The 17,975-nt window shown below is 74.7% G+C and carries 16 protein-coding genes; 3 read left to right on the forward strand and 13 right to left on the reverse strand.

Annotation, left to right across the window (positions count from 1 at the left end; all coding sequences use genetic code 11):
* Positions 1 to 72: 72 nt before the first annotated feature.
* Positions 73 to 900 (reverse strand): alpha/beta fold hydrolase, encoded by an 828-nt coding sequence (locus ACZ4K2_RS04270; RefSeq protein WP_467470297.1) that lies wholly within the window; start codon positions 898 to 900, stop codon positions 73 to 75.
* A 44-nt stretch (positions 901 to 944) separates the two neighbouring features.
* On the opposite strand from ACZ4K2_RS04270, the gene ACZ4K2_RS04275 reads away from it, so the two are divergent.
* Positions 945 to 1,358: a MarR family winged helix-turn-helix transcriptional regulator gene (locus tag ACZ4K2_RS04275; RefSeq protein WP_467470483.1), complete on the forward strand. Its 414-nt coding sequence runs from the start codon at positions 945 to 947 to the stop codon at positions 1,356 to 1,358.
* Between the two features lie 15 nt (positions 1,359 to 1,373).
* On the opposite strand, the gene ACZ4K2_RS04280 is transcribed toward ACZ4K2_RS04275, so the two are convergent.
* From ACZ4K2_RS04280 to ACZ4K2_RS04330, 11 genes are all read right to left on the reverse strand, one after another.
* On the reverse strand, positions 1,374 to 2,216 hold the full coding sequence (locus ACZ4K2_RS04280; RefSeq protein WP_467470485.1) for a lysozyme: 843 nt from the start codon (positions 2,214 to 2,216) through the stop codon (positions 1,374 to 1,376).
* Between the two features lie 150 nt (positions 2,217 to 2,366).
* Complete coding sequence (locus tag ACZ4K2_RS04285) at positions 2,367 to 3,020, reverse strand: maltokinase N-terminal cap-like domain-containing protein (RefSeq protein ID WP_467470299.1); 654 nt, start codon at positions 3,018 to 3,020, stop codon at positions 2,367 to 2,369.
* Positions 3,021 to 3,056: 36 nt separating this feature from the next.
* A complete protein-coding gene (locus tag ACZ4K2_RS04290; RefSeq protein ID WP_467470302.1) occupies positions 3,057 to 3,728 on the reverse strand; it encodes a spherulation-specific family 4 protein in 672 nt (223 codons plus the stop codon).
* Positions 3,725 to 4,624, reverse strand: coding sequence for an NAD-dependent epimerase/dehydratase family protein (locus ACZ4K2_RS04295; RefSeq protein ID WP_467470304.1), 900 nt, complete (start codon positions 4,622 to 4,624; stop codon positions 3,725 to 3,727). The genes ACZ4K2_RS04290 and ACZ4K2_RS04295 overlap by 4 nt, the downstream gene beginning before the upstream one ends.
* 7 nt (positions 4,625 to 4,631) lie before the next feature.
* A complete protein-coding gene (locus tag ACZ4K2_RS04300) occupies positions 4,632 to 5,345 on the reverse strand; it encodes a nucleotidyltransferase family protein (RefSeq protein ID WP_467470306.1) in 714 nt (237 codons plus the stop codon).
* Positions 5,346 to 5,385: 40 nt separating this feature from the next.
* Complete coding sequence (locus tag ACZ4K2_RS04305; RefSeq protein WP_467470308.1) at positions 5,386 to 6,390, reverse strand: GDP-mannose 4,6-dehydratase; 1,005 nt, start codon at positions 6,388 to 6,390, stop codon at positions 5,386 to 5,388.
* A 41-nt stretch (positions 6,391 to 6,431) separates the two neighbouring features.
* A complete protein-coding gene (locus ACZ4K2_RS04310; RefSeq protein ID WP_467470310.1) occupies positions 6,432 to 7,823 on the reverse strand; it encodes a hypothetical protein in 1,392 nt (463 codons plus the stop codon).
* Positions 7,820 to 9,331: a GT4 family glycosyltransferase PelF gene (pelF, locus tag ACZ4K2_RS04315; protein WP_467470312.1), complete on the reverse strand. Its 1,512-nt coding sequence runs from the start codon at positions 9,329 to 9,331 to the stop codon at positions 7,820 to 7,822. Before pelF ends, ACZ4K2_RS04310 begins: the two co-directional genes overlap by 4 nt.
* 140 nt (positions 9,332 to 9,471) lie before the next feature.
* Positions 9,472 to 11,604, reverse strand: a complete 2,133-nt coding sequence (locus ACZ4K2_RS04320; protein ID WP_467470315.1) for a hypothetical protein — start codon at positions 11,602 to 11,604, stop codon at positions 9,472 to 9,474.
* A 400-nt stretch (positions 11,605 to 12,004) separates the two neighbouring features.
* On the reverse strand, positions 12,005 to 12,529 hold the full coding sequence (locus ACZ4K2_RS04325; RefSeq protein WP_467470317.1) for a hypothetical protein: 525 nt from the start codon (positions 12,527 to 12,529) through the stop codon (positions 12,005 to 12,007).
* A gap of 373 nt (positions 12,530 to 12,902) precedes the next feature.
* Positions 12,903 to 14,516 (reverse strand): adenosine deaminase family protein, encoded by a 1,614-nt coding sequence (locus ACZ4K2_RS04330; protein ID WP_467470319.1) that lies wholly within the window; start codon positions 14,514 to 14,516, stop codon positions 12,903 to 12,905.
* A gap of 246 nt (positions 14,517 to 14,762) precedes the next feature.
* Here ACZ4K2_RS04330 and ACZ4K2_RS04335 point away from each other — a divergent pair, with 246 nt between their 5' ends.
* Entirely contained in the window at positions 14,763 to 15,101 is a 339-nt protein-coding gene (locus ACZ4K2_RS04335; protein WP_467470321.1) for a DUF5133 domain-containing protein, read from the forward strand.
* Between the two features lie 157 nt (positions 15,102 to 15,258).
* Complete coding sequence (locus ACZ4K2_RS04340; protein ID WP_467470323.1) at positions 15,259 to 16,176, forward strand: SGNH/GDSL hydrolase family protein; 918 nt, start codon at positions 15,259 to 15,261, stop codon at positions 16,174 to 16,176.
* 45 nt (positions 16,177 to 16,221) lie between these two features.
* Here the strand turns inward: ACZ4K2_RS04340 and pgm are convergent, their stop codons facing one another.
* On the reverse strand, positions 16,222 to 17,862 hold the full coding sequence (gene pgm, locus ACZ4K2_RS04345) for a phosphoglucomutase (alpha-D-glucose-1,6-bisphosphate-dependent) (protein WP_467470324.1): 1,641 nt from the start codon (positions 17,860 to 17,862) through the stop codon (positions 16,222 to 16,224).
* Between the last annotated feature and the right edge of the window lie 113 nt (positions 17,863 to 17,975).

Raw genomic sequence — 17,975 nt, forward strand, 5'->3', positions numbered from 1 at the left:
GACCGGTCGCGCCCGCAGCCGGTGCTCCTTGCGGGGTCCCGGCCCCGGGAGCGGTCCGGCGGGAGCCTGCGGTCAGGCCAGTGCCTCCAGGAACGCGGCCAGTTCGGCGTTGAAGCGGGCCGGGTTCTCCATGTTCGGGTAGTGGGCCGTGCCGGGGATGCCGACGGTGCGGCCGTCGGGCACGAGTTCGGCGAGCCGGGCGCTCATGGCCAGGTGGTCCGGGGACTCCAGGTCGCCGGCGACGGCGAGCAGGGGGACCTCGATGCCCGGGACGCGCTCCCAGGTCCGGGTGACGGGGACGCGGTGGTCGGGCTCGTCGGGGGTGTGCTTGCTCAGGGTGCGCAGGGCCGTCTGCCGCAGCAGGCGCAGTACCTCGGGGTCGACGTCGGCGAGGTCCCGGTGCGGGCCGGCGGCCCAGAGCAGGTAGGCGTCGGCCCAGCCGGCCAGGGCGCCGGCGGCCAGGGCGCCGTTCTGGGCCGCGATCGTCTCCAGCACCCACCGGTCCGCGAAGTCCGGCTCGCTGGTGCCGGCTCCGCAGACCACGAGCGCGCGGACCAGTTCGGGGTGTTCCAGCGCGCAGTCCACGGCGATGCCGCCGCCCATCGACAGTCCGACGAGCACGGCGGGGGCGGCGTCGAGGCCGCGGAGCAGCTCGGCGAGGTCGTCGGCCTGCCGGAAGGGCCCGGTGGCGTTGTCGGAGGCACCGTGCCCGCGGGCGTCCCGGGCGATGACCCGGTGGGTCGGCGCGAACGCCCGGAACTGCTCCTCCCACATGGTGTGGTCGGTGAAGCCGCCGTGCAGGAACACGAGGGGGGTGCCGGAGCCCGCCTCGCGGTAGGCGAGGCTGCCGTCGGAGGTCGGGAGCATGCGGACGGGCGTGGATGCAAGATCGACAGTCATGAAATCAGGAAGACTCGGCCGAACGCCTCTCCGAAGTCTTCGGCCTGGTCGGCCCGCTCTACCGGCGCGTCCACCGCAAGGTGGAGGAGGCCGCACCGATCGAGGGCCTGTCGGTCGGAGTCCGCGCGGTGCTCGACCTGCTGCGCGCGCAGGGGCCCATGACGGTCCCGCAGATGGGCCGGGCGCAGGCGCTCAGCCGGCAGTTCGTGCAGCGCATGGTGAACGACGCGGCACGGCAGGACCTGGTCGAGAGCACCCCCAACCCGGCGCACCGCCGGTCCTCGCTCATCCGGCTCACCGACCCGGGCCGGGCCGCGATCGGGGCCGTACGGGCCCGCGAGCACGCCCTGCTGCGCCGGGTCGACGGCACCGTGACGGCGGCGGACGTCGACGCCTGCCTGCGGGTGCTCGGCGCGATGCACGCGCTGTTCGACGACGTCGACGTCGACGTCGACTGAGGACGGCCGCGGCGCTCAGCCGGTGGCGAAGTCCGCCAGCCTCTCCTGGGAGCCGTTGAAGCGGTCGCGGTCGCCTACCGTCGGACCGGTGGAGGTGTACTGCCACATCGTGTACGTGGACCAGCCGGCCGGCAGCGTGCCCACCGTCGAGGCGTAGCGCGCGATCCAGAGCGGGTTGGCGGCGCCGAACCCGGCGTGGTCGCCGGTGCACTGGACCCACCAGCTGGTGGCCGTGTAGATGACCGCGTCCCGGCCGGTGCGGGACTTGTAGCGGCCGAGGAAGTCGCGGATCCATTTGGTCATGGCGCTCTTGGACAGCCCGTAGCAGGCGTCGCCGTACGGGTTCCACTCGATGTCGAGGACGCCGGGGAGGGTCCGGCCGTCCTTCGACCAGCCGCCGCCGTGCGCCAGGAAGTAGTCGGCCTGGGCGGCGCCGCCGGCCGTGTCGGGGGTGGCGAAGTGGTAGGCGCCCCGGACCATGCCGCTGTCGAAGGAGCCGTCGTACTGCTGGGTGAAGGAGGGGTTGGTGTAGTACGTCCCCTCGGTGGCCTTGGTGTACGCCCACCGGACGCCGCTGTTCCACAGGGCGGGCCAGTCGACGGCGCCCTGGTGGCTGGAGACGTCCACCCCCTCGGTCTGGGTGGCGCGGGATACGGGGGGCGGGGCGCCGGAACTGCCGTCGTGGGCGAGGACGCCGATGCCCATGTAGGCGCTGCCGCGGTCCGGCGCGCCCCCGGTCGGGTCGGACACGGCCTCGGGGCCGGACAGGAACACGAGCAGGCCGGTCAGGGCGCCGGTGAACAGGCAGCGGCGGGACCGGCCGCGGAAGCGGGGTATGGAGTTTCGCACGGACTCCATCTGACCCGGGGCCGGGCCGTCGCGCACCCCGGGTTCCTCCCGACGGGCGCGTCCGCGGCCGGTGTTGACCCGTGTGGGTGCCCGTCACCACCCGGCCGGGTGATGACGGGCGCACGCGGGGCGGGGCCGCGCCGCGGGCGGCCCCGCGCGTCACGCCGGGCGCAGCGTCATCAGCACGGCCCGGAGCCGGGTGCCGTCCGGGCCCGGCCAGCCGGTGGCGACGTGGCCGAGCGCGCCCCGCGGCGGCAGCGGCGGGTCCTCGTCGACGGGGCCGAGGACCCGGTGGACCTCCAGGACCGCACCGCCGGGGACCGGCACGCGCGTTCCGTCCCGGTCGTCGGCCGGCGCCGGGGTGAACCCGGCCGGGGTGAGCGGGGCGCCGGTGCGGGAGCGGGTCACCTCGTGGTCCGGGGTGTCGCTGATGCTCTGGGCCATCGCCTGCGCCCGTCCCTCGATCAGTGCCAGCGTCTCGGCGACCAGCACCGGGTCGTGGAAGCCGTCGTAGGCCCAGCGCTTGCCCAGCACCCCGTGCTCCATCGTGCCGAGGAGGGCGTGCTCGGCGCCCGCCAGCGGCGCGCCGCGGTAGGTGAGCGGGACCAGGTAGGCCGTCCGCCGCGGATCCGAGGTGTCGGTGGCCACCATGAACTCCATGCCCACCTCGCCCTCGGGGTCGTCCAGGCGGAAGCCGCCGGACCTCTCCAGCACCGGGGCGGGCCCGCCGCGGTACCACGGGCGTCCGGGCAGCCAGCCGGTGAGGAGTTCGGTCTTCGTCGGCGTGAGGGTGGTCTGGTGGATGACGGCCATGCCGGTGCGCCTCCCGTTGCTCGGATGTGGCTCTCGTCAGCCTGCCACACCGCCCCCGCCGGCCAGCGCCGGGGTCAACGCGGCCCAGGGGTTGGGCGGTTCGCCCGTCACCGGGCCGCTGACCGCCGCGCCCCGCTCGCGCGCGGTGCGCACGGCGAGCGGCACGAGCGCCTCGGGGACGCCGTAGACGAGGTGGCAGAACCGGTCCGGCGGGTGCCGCGCGGTCCAGCCCGGCCGGACGTACGACGACACGTACGTGCTCCAGTGCCCCTCGAAGGTGACGGTCAGGTCGGCGAGCCGGACGTAGCCGGGCGCCGGGTGGACGCCCGGGTTCAGGACGACGGTCCCCGCGCCGCACCGCCGCAGGTCCCGCACCAGCCGGCGGCAGGCCGGCAGCCCGTCCGCACCGGCGGTCACCTGGTCCAGGAAGCAGCCGTCGACCGCGTACCAGTCCCGGTGCCGGCGCATGTCCTCGGTGATGCGGTCCCGGTCCCGGACGCCGTAGTCGGTGTCGACGTAACCGAGCAGCCGGGCCCCGGCCGCGCGCAGGGCCCGGGCGGCGGCCGTGAAGGCGGGGTCCGGGGCGGCGCCGGGGCCGCTCGCCGGGTTGAGCACGACCGCGTAGGTGCGGTCCGCCGCCGCGATCAGCCGGTGCCAGGCGCCCGGGTCCTCGGCCGGGTGGACGTACAGGGGTACCAGCAGGCTCACGGCACCCGCTCCGCGGTGGCCCCCCACAGCGCGGCGAGGGCGTCGTCGAGACCGTGCACCGGGCGCCAGCCGAGGGCCCGGGCCGCGGCGGTGATGTCCGAGCACTGCCACGACACCTGCGCCGAGCGGGCGGAGCCGCCCGCGCCCTCCTCCAGCGTCCCCCGGAACCCCGCGTGCCGGGCCAGGCCGTGCGCCAGTTCCCGTACCGGTGCGGCCGTTCCGCCGCCGATGTTCAGGACGGACGGCAGCGGCCCGGGCATCGTGACGGCGAACTCCACCGCGCGGGCCACGTCGCGCACGTCGACGAAGTCCCGGTGGGCCGAGAGGTCGCCGAGGCGCAGCACCGCCCCGGGGTCCCGGCCGGCCGCGCGCAGCAGCCCGGCCAGCCGGCCGGGCAGGCTCGCCGCGGGCGCTCCCGGGCCGACCGGGTTGCCCACCCGCAGCACCACTGCGTCCAGGGCGGCGCAGGTCACCGCGGTCGTGCCCGCCAGTTTGGTCGCGCCGTAGGGCGTGACGGGGCAGGCGGGCGCCGACTCGGCGACCGGTCTGCCCGGTGTGCCCGGGCCGTACTCGGCGGCCGAGCCCAGGTGCACCAGGCGGGCCGTGGGGGCCGCCTCGCGCAGCGCCGCGCAGAGCGCCGCCGGGCCCCGGGCGTTGACCTCGGCCAGGGTCACGGCGTCGCCGCCGGTGGCGCCCGCGCAGTTGACGACGGCGTCGGGTGCCGCCGCCGCGAGGGTCCGGGCCAGCCGCTCCGGCCGGTCGGCCGCGAGGTCGACGGCGAAGGCGGCGGTGGCGGAACGGCCCCCGGTGAGGACGTGCGCGCCCGGCAGGGCGCGCAGCCGCTCCGCCACGTGGCGGCCCAGGTAACCGGTGCCGCCGAGGACGAGAATGCGCATGCGGTGTTCAGGCTCCCTTGAGCAGCAGGGACTTGCGGCTGGTGAACTCGGCGTTGGCCCGGTCGTAGTCGTCGGGCCGGCCGATGTCCAGCCAGTACCCGTCGAAGTCGTAGGCGTGCGGCGGGTTCTGGGTCTTCAGCAGGTCCAGGACGAGTTCGTCGAAGCCGAGCGGCAGGCCCGCGGTGTAGCCGTCCAGGGTGGTGCGGCTGAGGCCGTAGACCCCCATGGAGACCCGGTAGTCCATGCTGGGCTTCTCGGTGAACGCGACGACCTTGCTCGCGTCGGTGGTGAGCACGCCGAAGTCGATGCGCACCTCGCGGGCGTAGGTGGCGATGGTGAGCGGGGCCGCCGTCTCCCGGTGGCGGCGCAGCACGTCGGCGTAGTCGAGGTCGGTGAGGACGTCGCCGTTCATCACCAGGAACGTCTCGGGCAGCCGGTCCTTGAGGTTGAGCAGCGGGCCCATCGTGCCGAGCGGGCTCTCCTCGGTGGCGTAGTCGATCCGCATGCCCCACTGGGAGCCGTCGCCGACGTAGGCGCGGATGATCTCGCCGAGGTGGCCTATCGCGATGGTGCAGTGGGTGAAGCCCGCGGTCGACAGCTGGCGCAGCACGATCTCCAGGATGGCGTGCTGGTCGCCGATCGGGACGAGCGGCTTGGGCAGCGCGGTGGTGTAGGGCCGCAGCCGGACGCCCTTGCCTCCCGCCAGGATCACTGCGTGCATGGGGCTCCTCCTTCGTTGGGTGGGGGCCGTGCCGGACGGCTCAGATGTTGTAGATGCCGGTCTTGTAGCGGGCGAGGTTGGCCGGGTCGCGGAAGAACTCCACGGTGTGGGCGAGGCCTTGCTCCAGGGTGTGTCCCGGCTCCCAGCCGGTGGCGGCGGCGAGCCGGGTGGCGTCGGCGACCAGCCGCATCACCTCGGAGTTCGCGGGCCGGATGCGTGCCGGGTCCTCCCGGACGTCGAGGGGGGTGTCCATGACCTTGCCGATCAGCGCGACGAGGTCGCCGACCGAGATCTCGCCGCCCGTCCCGGCGTTGAAGGTCCGGCCGACCACCTTCTCGGCGGGCGCGGTGCCGACGGCGAGGAAGGCCTGCGCGGTGTCCTTGACGAAGGTGAAGTCCCGGGTGGGCCGCAGGTCGCCGAGGGTGATGGTGCGCTCCCCCGCGGCCACCTGGCCGATGACGGTCGGGATGACCGCGCGCATGGACTGGCGCGGCCCGAAGGTGTTGAACGGCCTGAGGGTGACGACGGGGGTGCCGAAGCTGGCGTGGTAGCTGTCGGCGAGCCGGTCGCCGCCGGCCTTCGACGCGGCGTACGGGGACTGGGTGTTGATGGGGTGGTCCTCGGTGATGGGCACGGTCTGCGCGGTGCCGTAGGTCTCGCTGGTGGAGGTGTGCACCAGCCGGGGCGTGCCCAGCGCCCGCACCGCCTCCAGGACGTTGAGGGTCCCGGTGACGTTGGTCTCCACGTAACTGTGCGGGGCCTGGTAGGAGTACGGGATCGCGATCAGGGCGGCCAGGTGGTAGGCGGCGTCGGCGCCGTCGAGCAGGGCGCGGACCGAGCCGGGGTCGCGGACGTCGCCGAGGACGATCTCCACCTGGTCCAGGACGTCCGGGGCCAGGGTCTCCAGCCAGCCGTAGGAGGAGAAGGAGTTGTACTGGGCCATGGCCCGGACCCGGTGGCCGGAGGCGACCAGGGCTTCGGTGAGGTGCGAGCCGATGAAGCCTTCGGCTCCGGTGACGGCGGCGAGCGGTGCGGCGGAGGTCAACGCGGGGTCCTTTTCGGTGGTGTGGTCGAACGGGGACGGCGTCACGCGTGCCGGGCGGGCCGGCCGAGCAGCGGCAGCGCGTACGCCACCAGGCCCAGGACGGCGGCGCCGCAGCACAGCGGCAGGGCGGCGGGGCCGGGTGGCAGGCCGAGCGCCGGGACCGCGCCGGCGACGGCGGCGGCGGTCAGGCAGAGCACGGCCGGCGGCCAGGCGGCTCCGAACGCCTGGAGGAGCAGCGCGGTCCACAGGGTGGCCGCGAGCAGGAGCAGGGTGGCCGGGGCGGCGCCGGTGAGGTAGGCGGCGGGCAGCAGCGGCAGCAGGTAGGCGCACAGGCAGCCGCCGAGCACGGCGGCGGACCGCAGCAGGAAGGCGGCGGGCGTGGCGGTGGAGCGCAGGGCCGCCACGGACAGGCCCCGGTAGCGGTACAGCAGCCACTCGGCGGGGCCCATGCTGAGTGTCAGCACGATCACCGCGTACGGTTCGCGCCGCCCTTCCAGCAGCACCAGCACGCCCGCGGCCAGGCCGAACAGCCCGTACGGCAGGGACCACAGCGGCCGGGGCCGGGGGCCGCCGGACGCGGCGGGGGTGGCGAGGGCGCCGCGCAGGACGTGGGCGGTGCCGGCCAGGGTGGCGAGCAGGGCCAGCAGGGGCAGGCCGGTGCGCAGCGCGGGTCCCGGTTCCCACCAGGGCAGTGCGGCGGCGCCCGCGAGCAGCGGGGAGAGCGCGGCGAGCAGCAGCCGTTCGCGGGCCAGGACCAGCAGGACACCGGCCGCGGCCAGGTACAGCGACTGGGCGGCCGTCGCCAGCAGCACCGGGGTGCCGCCGGCCAGCGGGGCCGCCGCGGCCGTGGCCAGGGCCGCGCCCAGCGGCGCGCCGGTCAGCAGGGTGCGGCCGGCCTCCCGGCGGCCGGTCGCCATGCGCAGGTGGGCGCGGTGGCCGAGCGCCTGGCCCCACGCCCAGGAGACGAGGCCGGCGGTGATCAGCGCGCCGGCGTGCCGGCCGGGGTGCCACAGGGGCGCGGTGAGCAGGTAGGCGAGGCCGGGCAGGGCGAACAGCACCCCGCGCAGCAGGCAGCGCACGGTGTCCGGGCGCCAGGGGTCGGCCGCCGGGGCCGGCTCCGGGTAGGTCCGCGGCACCTGCTCGTAGAGGGCGGTGGCGAGCGAGAAGAGGTTGGGGTGGCCGTAGCGCGCCCTGATCTGCTCGGCGGTCAGGCCCTCGGCCTCCAGCAGGGCCGCCACCTCGTACGGGTGCACGGCGGGGCCGATCCGGTCGGCCAGGTCGGCGGCCAGCAGGCTCACCGCCTCCGGGCCGGGAAGGGGACCGGGCAGCCTGATCGACAGGGTGTGGTGGTCGCGGCGGGCGGGTGTCCCGGCGAGCCGCAGGGCGAGGGTGTCCTGTCCGTCGCCGGGTTCGAGTGCCATGGGCCCGCTCATCCGGCCAGGCTTCCGGCGGCGATCCGCGGCTGTCGCCCCTGGGCGGCCGGGTCGGTGAACGGACGGGCGTGCCAGGGCAGTTCGAGGTAGATGGAGCGGAAGGTGTCGATGGTCCGGCGCAGCGTGAACCGCTCGATCACGCGCAGCCGGGCCGCCTCTCCCATCGCCGTGCGCCGTGCGGGGTCGCCGAGGAGTTCCAGTGCCGCCGCCGCCATGCGGGACGGGTCGCGCGGTGGCACGACGAGTCCGCTGTCGCCGACGGCCTCCCGGACCCCGCCGACGTCGGTGGAGACGGTGGCACGGCCGCAGGACATCGCCTCGATGAGGGTGAACGGGAAGCCCTCGCTGATGCTGGAGAGCATCACGACGTTCCCGGCCGCGTAGGCGTCCTTGATGTCGTCGACGCGGCCCTCGAAGGTGACCGCGTCCGCGTGTCCCAGTTCGGCGGCCAGGGCCGCGCAGCGCTCGCGGTACGCCTCGCCGCCGCGGGGCGTGCCGCCGAAGAGCCGCAGCCGGGCCTCGGGTATCCGCCCGCGGACCAGGGCGAAGGCGCGGATGAGGGTCTCCAGGTCCTTGATGGGGTCGACGCGGCCGGCCCAGCTCAGGGTGGGCACGTCGGGCTCGGGGCCGGCGGCCGGGAAGGCGGCCGGGTCCACGCCGTTGTAGACGGTGCGGATGGCCTTCGGGTCGGCGCCGCCCTGCTCCTCCCAGAGCCGGTTGTAGCGGTTGCCGGGGGTGATCAGGGAGGCTCGGCGGTAGCTCTCCTCGGCCAGCAGCCGGAAGAAGCCGAGGACGACGGCCTTCACCGGCCAGCGGTAGGGCGCGGTGCGGTAGCCGAGGTAGCGTTCGCGCAGGTAGACGCCGTGTTCGGTGAGCAGCAGCGGGATCCCGTCGCGGTCCAGTCCGGCCAGGCCGGGCAGCACCGCGACGCCGCCGCTGACCGCGTGGGCGACGCCGTGCCGGGGCGCGGGCGCGGCGAGCGGCCGCAGCGCGTGCTCCAGCAGGGCGGTGGCGGTGACCGCGTCGTGCACGGTGGGCCGGGCCTCCCGGACGGCCAGTCCGGGGCGGTTCCACACTCCGGCGAGGATCGTGATGGCCCGGTCGCCGCGCAGGAACGGGCTCAGCGCGCCGTCCGCGGCGGCCCTGGCCATGGTGTAGAGGGCGGGCGGGAACTGGTCCTCGGCGCGCGGGTCGAGCAGCGCGGTCAGGAAGCGTTCGTAGGCGGCGGCCAGGCGGTTCAGGGCCCGGCCCCGGGGCGGGCGGCCCTCGGGCGGCGCGCCCCACATGGGGACGGACAGCACGCTGTGGACGTGGTCGGGCAGGTCGTACACGGCGCTCTCGCGTCCGGTGCCGGTGACGGCGATGACGTCGAAGTCGAGGTCGGGCATGCCCTGGACGAGCTGGTCGCACCAGACGCTGACGCCGCCGTGGCTGTGCGGGTAGGTGCCTTCGGTGAGCAGGGTGACATGGGCCGCGCCGGTGCGGCGCGCGCCGTGGTGAACGTGCATGGATGGAGCTCCGCGGCCGAGGTGTGGGGTGGTCGTGCGGGCCCCGGCCGCCGGTGGGCGGCCGGGATCCGGGCCCGTCCGGCCGCCTCCCGCCGCCGGTGCGGCGGGAGGGGCGAGCGGGCCCTCGGGCGGTGCTCCGCTCAGCTGTCCGAGGTGTACGGAACCTGCGCGGTCACGCCCGCCGGGACCTTGGTGCCCGGGGCCGGGGCGGTGGCCGCGGCGGTGCCGCCCGCGGTGCCGGCCGGCGCCGGGGTCCCGGAGGCGGGCAGGGTGAAGGTCAGCGCGCTGCCGCCGGAGGCGGTCCAGCCGGAGCGGGCGCCCGCGTAGGCGGTGCCGAAGTCGCTGCCGCCGGCGGTGGTGCCGGTGGGGAGGGTGGCGGGGACGGCGGTGCCGCCGGGGCCCTGCACGGTGACCGTGTCGCCGATGCGGTAGGCGGTGACCTGGCCGGCCTGCACGGCGGTCTTCCAGGCGGCGCGGCGCTGGAGTTCGGCGCCGATGGCCTTCATCCGGAGGTTCACCACGGGGGTGTTGTCCGCGAACAGGGTGTCGTAGCTGTTCAGTACGCCGTTCAGGACCGGGTAGGCGATGCGGTCCTCGGCGAGGTTGGACTGGTGGATGAAGTGCGGCTTCGGGTCGTTGGACAGGACGTGTCCGAGGTCGATCCGGGTCTCCAGCGGCACGATGTGGTCGGTGAAGCCGGTGGCGGTGTCCAGCGGGGCCGGCAGGCAGGTGGTGGTGGCCGGGTTGTCCTCGCAGATGCCGCTGCCGCCCTGGGCGCGGCTGGTGTACAGCCAGTTGTACTCGTCGACCTGCTCGGCGGCGCGGCCCGCGTTGTAGAAGAGGTTCATCGGGTAGCGGGAGACCGTGGTGGCCGGGCCGACCTGGCGCTGCTCCGGGTCGCGGGAGTTGTCGGAGGCGATCCACCGGACGCCGTTGTCGGCGAGCGCGAGGGCCAGGTTGGGGTTGTCCTGGGGCTGCTGCGGGAGGATCTTCAGCCCGGAGTGCTCACCGGTGACCAACTCGTCGGTCTCCAGCGGGAGTCCGGCGACCTGGCCCCAGAGGCGGTTGGTGGCGATCTCGCCGCCGATCGTGGCGCGGCTGACCCACTTGGTGCCGCCGCCGGGGTTGGTCTGGCACGTCCACGGCACGACGGTGACGTTCTGCTCGCACCCGAGGAAGGCGTGGGTATAGGTGTGGTTGACCCAGCGGAACCGGTTGCGGTCGGCGATCAGCTTGTCGGCGAGCTGGTCGACCCCGTCGTTGTCCGCGCGCTGGTCGTCGCTGCCGGCCCCGTTGTAGACGAGGTCGAGCGTGAAGCCGCGGCTGTTCTGCCAGGTGGTGGCGTAGTCGACGTCCGCGGTGGTCATCCGGATCGGGTCGGGCGTGCCCGCGCCGTTCACGCAGTCGACGTCGCCGGGCGTGCAGTTGAGCCGGGTGTCCCAGCGGTCGTCCGCGGCGAACACGTCGTCCACGTGGACGGCGAAGTAGTTGCGGGAGGCGCCGAGGTGCACCCCGCCGGTCATCCACTCGACGATGCCGCGGGCCAGCAGCCGGAACTGCTGCTGGTAGCGGTTGTAGACGAAGGTGACGACCAGCTCGCGCCGTCCGTCGTGGCGGTACTCGCCGACCAGGGATCCCTGCCGGGTGGTGCCGGGCACGGTGGCCTGCACGTACGGGGTGAAGTCGGCGCCGGCGGCGGGTGCGGAGAGGTAGGCGTAACTCTCGCCGATGGCGGGCGAGTTGTCCTCGAACGGCACGGGTCCGTCCAGGTAGCCGAAGGGGCCGGACCGCCCCGCGGCGGTGACCTGGGCCTGGACGCCGTCGATGCTGCCCGAGTAGCCGTCGGGCACGGGGACCTGGAGGCCGACCTGGGGCCGGGCGTAGGTGTAGGCGTCGACCTGCGGGATCGCGTACGCGCTCTCGTAGGCGGCGAGCGCGGCCATCTCGTTCGAACCGGCCGCGAACGGGTTGTCGTTGGGCAGGACGACGGCCTGGAACTTGGCGCGCGGCCGGCCGCCGACGGTGTCGGCGAGGAACGCCGCGTCGATGGTGGGCCGGTCGGAGCGCGTGAGGTCGACCTTCGTGTACGGCGTTCCGGCGGTGTCGAGTTCGGCGGCGATGGCGTCGGTGGCCGGGCCGCCGTCGCTCACCACCAGGACGCGCAGGTCGATGCGCGGTGCTGTGGTGTCGGCCTGAGCCGGGCCGGCCTGCAGGCCGAGCGCAGCGGTGAGCGCGCCCACCGTCAGCGCGGTGGTGCGTATGGTCCGCTTCATGCGGTGATGTCCCCTCCCCGGGCAGGGGTGAGTACGGCTCCCGCGGAGCTGACGCACCCCCTCGCGCGACGCCGGCGTCCCCCTCAGAAGCCGTTCGTCGACGCATCCGTCACACCACATAGTGATGCAACTGTGTAGCTGTTGTGGTCGAGTTACGAAACCTGACGGAAAAGTGCAGGTGTCCGATCGCCTCACGGAGCAACCCCGCACGGCGTTTTCCCGTCGGCACCGTGCGGTGGGCGGCGACTCGGAGGGGGCCGGCCCGGCGGGTTCCGGCCGTTGTGCGCCGTACCGGCGGACCGTGGCCGGTCCACCGGTACGACGCGCCGCGGGCCGTTCCGCGCGGACTCCCCCGCGGACCGCCGGATCCGGTCACCGGGAGCGCGGACCGGGGTGGCCGTCAGGCGCAGAGCACCCGGGTCTCGGGCGTGTAGACCGGACCGCCGCTGGTGTTGGTGCTGTCGCTGAACTCGGCGTAGTAGTACGAGTAGAAGCCGATGTTCCCGTTGCAGCCGGAGTCGTCGGCGACCCGCAGGGTCAGCGTGACGGTGCGGCTCTGACCAGGCGGGATGGTGGAGCCGTAGTTGCCGCCGAGGTTGCTCGGACCGGTTCCGGAACAGGGGGTGGCGCCGCTCGCCGTGGCCAGGCTGCACCCGGTGAAGCTGTACTTCAGGTCCGGGCGCTGGGTGGTGAGCCAGGTCGGGTCGATGGTCTGGTACACGAACCAGATGTCGTAGGTCCGGTTGTTGGTGAGGGTCATCGACAGTTTCACCGTGCCGCCGGGCGTGGTGGTGGCGGAGTCGGTGGTGAAGGTCAGCGCGGCCGGCCCGGGGTCGGCGCTCGCGCTCGGGGCCAGGCCGAAGACGGCGAGGAGGAAGGCGAGGACGGCGGTGAGACCGAGGCGTCTCGGCAGAGAAGATCGCATGGGCCGGGAGGCTAGGCAGGCACCTTGCACGGCGTCTGCACCACGGCCGGGGGCCCGCACCGGAAATGGCCGAAAGTGATCGCCTTGTGAAGACCCTGCGGAGGTGCTGTGACGACGCTTCACGCAGCGTATCCACGCATGCCGGAGGTGAGGGACGGGAGGGAACCGGGGGCTCCGGTGGGCCGGTGGGATCCCGGCCGGTATTGGCGCGGACGAGACGCCCGCACGGCGGCGGAACGCGGCACCCCGCTTGTGGTGGGGGGCCGTTCTCGGCCAAGGAGGGCTTTCCGGCCGAGGGCGCCGGACCCGCCCCGGGACCGCGGGGCGCGCCCGGAAGGCGTCCCCGCGGCCCGGGCCCGGCGGCCGGGCGCGGTCAGCGGGCCGCTCGGGAGTGCGCCTGCTCGAAGGCGGCGAAGGCGGCCTCCTGGCGCCACTCGAGACGGGCCTTGGCGCTCTCCAGCAGCAGGCGCCGGCAGGCCGCGCCGCGCACGGGCAGGCCGGGGCGCTCGGTGCGGCACGCGGGCACCGGGCGGTACCCGGTGGCGGTGGGGTTGCCCTGCCACAGGCCGGCTCCGGGCAGGAAGCCGTACTCCAGCGAGGCGCGGGCGAGGTCCTTCAGCTCGGGGTACCCGAGGCCGTAGGTGGCGGCGGCGTACTGGTACTCGTGGCTGATGTCGATCCGGGACACGCCGGGGTCGTCCGTCGCGAGCACGACCGGGACGCCGTAGCGGCGGTAGAGGCCGAAGGGGTGCTCGGAGCCCTTGACCCCGAGGATCTGGGCGTTGCTGGAGAAGGGCACCTCGACGGCGACCTCGCGCTCCGCCATGGTGCGGGCCGTGCGCCGCCAGTCCTTCTCGTGGACGAGGTCGACGCCGTGCCCCACCCGCTCGGTGCGGGCGACGTCCACCGCGTCCCCGATGTGGAAGGACAGGTCCTCGGGCTTGACCAGTCCGGGCCACAGCTCGCCCGCGTGCAGGGTGACGTGGGCCTTCGGGTACTGGGTGCGCAGGTACCCCACCATGCGCATCTGGAGGCCGTAGTTGCGCAGGGAGCTGTCCCAGTCCTCGGGCTGGACGAGGTTCACCGCGACGAACCGCGGGTCGGCCTCGGCCAGCCGCATGCCGAGGGCGAGCTGGGTGAAGACCCGCTCCGGCGAACTGCCGCGGGACGCCTGGGAGATCCAGCGGACGGTGAGCCCGCAGGCGGGCCGCGCCCGCGAGGTGCCGCAGTGCTCGGCGGCGCGGAACTCGGCGTCGCCGTCGTCGGCCTCGGCACGGGCCGCGGCGACCAGCGCGTCCAGCTTGCCGCCCGCGGTCAGCTTCCGGTGCAGGGCGGCGAGGTCGTCGTCCCAGCCGACCTGGGCGGCCAGCGCCTTCGCGCCGTCGGAGGCGGGCGTGACCATCGTCTCCAGGTAGGACTGGTTGTTGCGGACGACGGTGTCGGCGACCTCCGCGAGCAGCTTGCCGCGGTGCCGCCAGGTCACCTCGCCGAACTTGTCGAAGGCGGCGAAGAAGTGGTCGTGACCGCTCTGGCCGGGCGGGAAGTCCTGCATGGACCAGGCGCGGATCACCGCGGCGCGGAAGGCCGGGTCGGTGCGCGCGTCGGCGGCGGGGCGGTTGCCGGCGCCGCACGGCGGGGGGACGGCGGCCAGCGTCGCGGTGTCGACGCACAGCCCGTCCTCGGCGGCCAGCCCGATCAGGTACTCCGTGGAGACCGCGCCGGAGAGGTGGTTGTGCAGGTCCCCGCCCTTGGGGAGCTGCCGGAAGAACGCGCGCAGGGCCGCGGGTCGGTCGCGCAGCGACCGCAGGTGGTCGTCCGTGCGCCCCTCCGCCGCCGTGGTCTGCCGGGGCTTCGGCGCGGCGGGCGAGCCCGCCGGACGCGCCGGCTGGGCGGCGGCCGGCAGGGCGGACAGGAGGGACAGGACACTGAGGGTGCCGACCGCGGCCGGAACGACCCGGCGGCTCAGGGCACTTCGACGTTGCGTCACAGGGGCATGTTCACGGACGGATCATGGCGACGAGCCCCGATACGGCGGCCACCCGCCGGAGAGCACCCGACCGAGTGACGGACGGGCCCGTGCTTGCCGCTTCCGCGGCCCCTCCTCCCCGGTTCGTCACGACCCGTGGGAGACGTGATGGCTGTGTGATGCAACTGTCAGGGCATGACGGGCGTGACCGGGGGTATCCGCCCAGCGTCTGCGAAACATCGGCGACGCACCAAGGAGGCGGCACAGATGCTCATGGCACACCCGGCGGTTCTGAAGGACCTCATCGCCCAGTACGAGGCCCTCACCCTGCTGGGAGCCGAGGAGAGCTCCCAGGCCAGGCAACGGCTCGCGGACATCTCCTACACCCTGTGTGTGGCCACCGGCACCCGCGACGTCGACATGGCCCTCATAGCCGCCCGCCACCGCCTGTCCGGCGCCCGCCCGGAGGACGACTCCCTGCTCCAGTCCGCCGAACTCCAGGCGCCCGCCGAACGTGTGGCGTCCCCCGGGATCCGGGCGTCCGTCCCGCAGCCGTCCGCCCTCGCGGCGCCCGCGCTCCCGGCGGAGCAGGTCAGCGGCGTCTGAACCGGTTCTCCCCCGCGGCCGCCGTTCCCGCCTCCCCCCCCTGGAATCGTCGGTTCCGGCATCTGGCCGACGGTGCCTACCGGGCGGTATACAGACCCGGTCGAACGCGCGGGGACCGTCGCCGGACTCCGCCGCAGCGGGCGCAGGGGGAGGATGCATGACGCACGAGACGCCGTCGGCGAACCGGGTGCGGGGCCGGCGGCGCTCCGCCGTGCTCGGGGTGGTGCTGGGCGGCTGCGCCCTGGTCGCCACCGGTACCGCGCCCGCCACGGCGCACCCCGCCGGGCACGGCCGGGAGAGGACCTACGTCGCGCTCGGCGACTCGTACACCTCGGGCCCCGGCATCCCGGCGCAGGTCGACCCCGGCTGCGCCCGCTCGGACCACAACTACCCCTCGCTGGTGGCCGCCCGGCTCGGCACGTCCGCCTTCACCGACGTGAGCTGCGGCGGGGCCACGACCGCCGAGATGTGGCGGGCCCAGGGCACCCACCCGCCCCAGCTCGACGCCCTGGACCGGCGCACGGACCTGGTGACGCTCCAGATCGGCGGGAACGACGTCGGCTTCGGCTCGATCATCGGCACCTGCGCCCGCCTCGCCGCCCAGGACCCGGCCGGCAACCCCTGTGAGCGCTTCTACCGGGCGTCCGGCCACGACGAGCTGACCTCGGCCGTCGTGCGCACCGCGCCCGAGGTCGACCGGGTGCTGCGCGAGGTGCGCGCCCGGTCGCCGCACGCCCGGGTGGTCGTCGTCGGCTACCCGGACCTGCTGCCCGACGACGGCAGCGGCTGCGCCCCGCAGGTGCCGTTCGCCCGGAAGGACTTCCCCTACCTGCGCGATACCGAGAAGCGGCTGAACCTGATGCTGCGGCTGGTGGCCGGCGTCAACCGGGCCGAGTACGCCGACACCTACGGTCCCACCACCGGCCACGACATGTGCAAGGCACCGGCGGACCGCTGGATCGAGCCGCTCCGGCCCGCCTCCCCCGCGGCCCCGGCGCATCCCAACGCCCGGGGCGAGGCGGCCATGGCGCAGGCCCTGCCGGCCCGGCTGGAGCACGGGCGCGGGCGGGGCTGAGCCCGCGAGGGCGGCCCCCGCAGCCGGGGGCCGCCGCCGGCCGGGTCAGGCGCCGAGCGCGCCCAGCACGACCGCCTGGGCCTCCTCCTGCACCCGGGCGAGGTGGTCGGCGCCGAGGAAGGACTCGGCGTACACCTTGTAGACGTCCTCGGTGCCCGAGGGCCGGGCGGCGAACCAGGCGTTCTCGGTGGTCACCTTGATGCCGCCGATCGCCGCGCCGTTGCCGGGGGCCTCGGTGAGGACGGCGGTGACCGCCTCTCCCGCGAGCGTGTCCGCGGTGACCTGGGCCGGCGACAACTTGGCGAGCAGCGCCTTCTGTTCCCGGGTGGCGGGGGCGTCGATGCGGGCGTAGGCGGGGGCGCCGAAGCGGGCGGTGAGCCCGGCGTAGTGCTCCGAGGGGGTCCGGTCGGTGACGGCCGTGATCTCCGCGGCGAGCAGGGCCAGGATGATGCCGTCCTTGTCGGTGGTCCACACCGAGCCGTCGCGGCGCAGGAAGGAGGCGCCGGCCGACTCCTCGCCGCCGAAGCCCAGCCGGCCGTCCGCCAGGCCGTCCACGAACCACTTGAACCCGACCGGCACCTCGACCAGCCGGCGGCCGAGGTCGGCGGCGACCCGGTCGATCATCGTGGAGGAGACGAGGGTCTTGCCGATGCCCACGGAGTCCGGCCACCGCTCGCGGTGCCGGTAGAGGTAGGAGATCGCGACGGCGAGGTAGTGGTTGGGGTTCATCAGGCCCGCGTCCGGGGTGACGATGCCGTGCCGGTCGGCGTCGGCGTCGTTGCCGGTGGCGATGCGGAAGCGGTCGCGCTGCTCGATGAGGGAGGCCATCGCGTACGGCGAGGAGCAGTCCATGCGGATCCGGCCGTCCCAGTCCAGCGTCATGAAGCGCCAGGTGGGGTCGGTGTGCGGGTTGACCACCGTCAGGTCGATGCCGTGCTGTTCGGCGATCCGGCCCCAGTAGGCGACGGAGGCGCCGCCGAGCGGGTCGGCGCCGATGCGCACGCCGGCCGCGCGGACGGCGTCCAGGTCCAGCACCTCGGGCAGGTCGCCGACGTAGGCGCCGAGGAAGTCGTACCGCCCGGTGGTGTCCGCGGCGAGCGCGCGGGCGTAGGGCAGCCGGCGCACCTCCTTCAGGCCGCCCGTGATGATCTGGTTGGCCCGGTCCTGGATCCAGGAGGTGGCGTCGGAGGCGGCCGGGCCGCCGCTCGGCGGGTTGTACTTGAAGCCGCCGTCGGCGGGCGGGTTGTGCGACGGCGTGACGACCACGCCGTCGGCGAGGCCGGAGGTGCGGCCGCGGTTGTGCGTCAGGATCGCGTGCGAGACGGCCGGGGTGGGCGTGTAGCCGTCCGCGGCGTCGACGAGCACGCTCACCTCGTTGGCGGCGAAGACCTCCAGTGCGGTGGCCTTCGCCGGTTCCGACAGGGCGTGGGTGTCGGCGCCGAGGAAGAGCGGGCCGTCCGTGCCCTGTGACGCGCGGTACTCGCAGATGGCCTGGCTGGTGGCGGCGATGTGGTCCTCGTTGAAGGCGCTCGCCAGGGACGAGCCGCGGTGCCCCGAGGTGCCGAACGCCACCCGCTGTCCCGGGTCGGCCGGGTCGGGGTGCAGCGTGTAGTACGCCGTGACCAGCCGGGCCACGTCGACGAGATCCTCGGGACCGGCCGGCCGGCCGGCGCGCTCGTGCGGCATGAGTGGGTTCCTCCGCATCGGTGGGGGTGGTTCGCTCACCACCATTTTCCCTCGTCAGGGCCACACCATGCGAGTGCGCCCGAGCGGCGGGAACGGGCCTGCGGCCCGGTGCG

It is taken from the genome of Streptomyces sp. NPDC025833 (genome assembly GCF_055558055.1).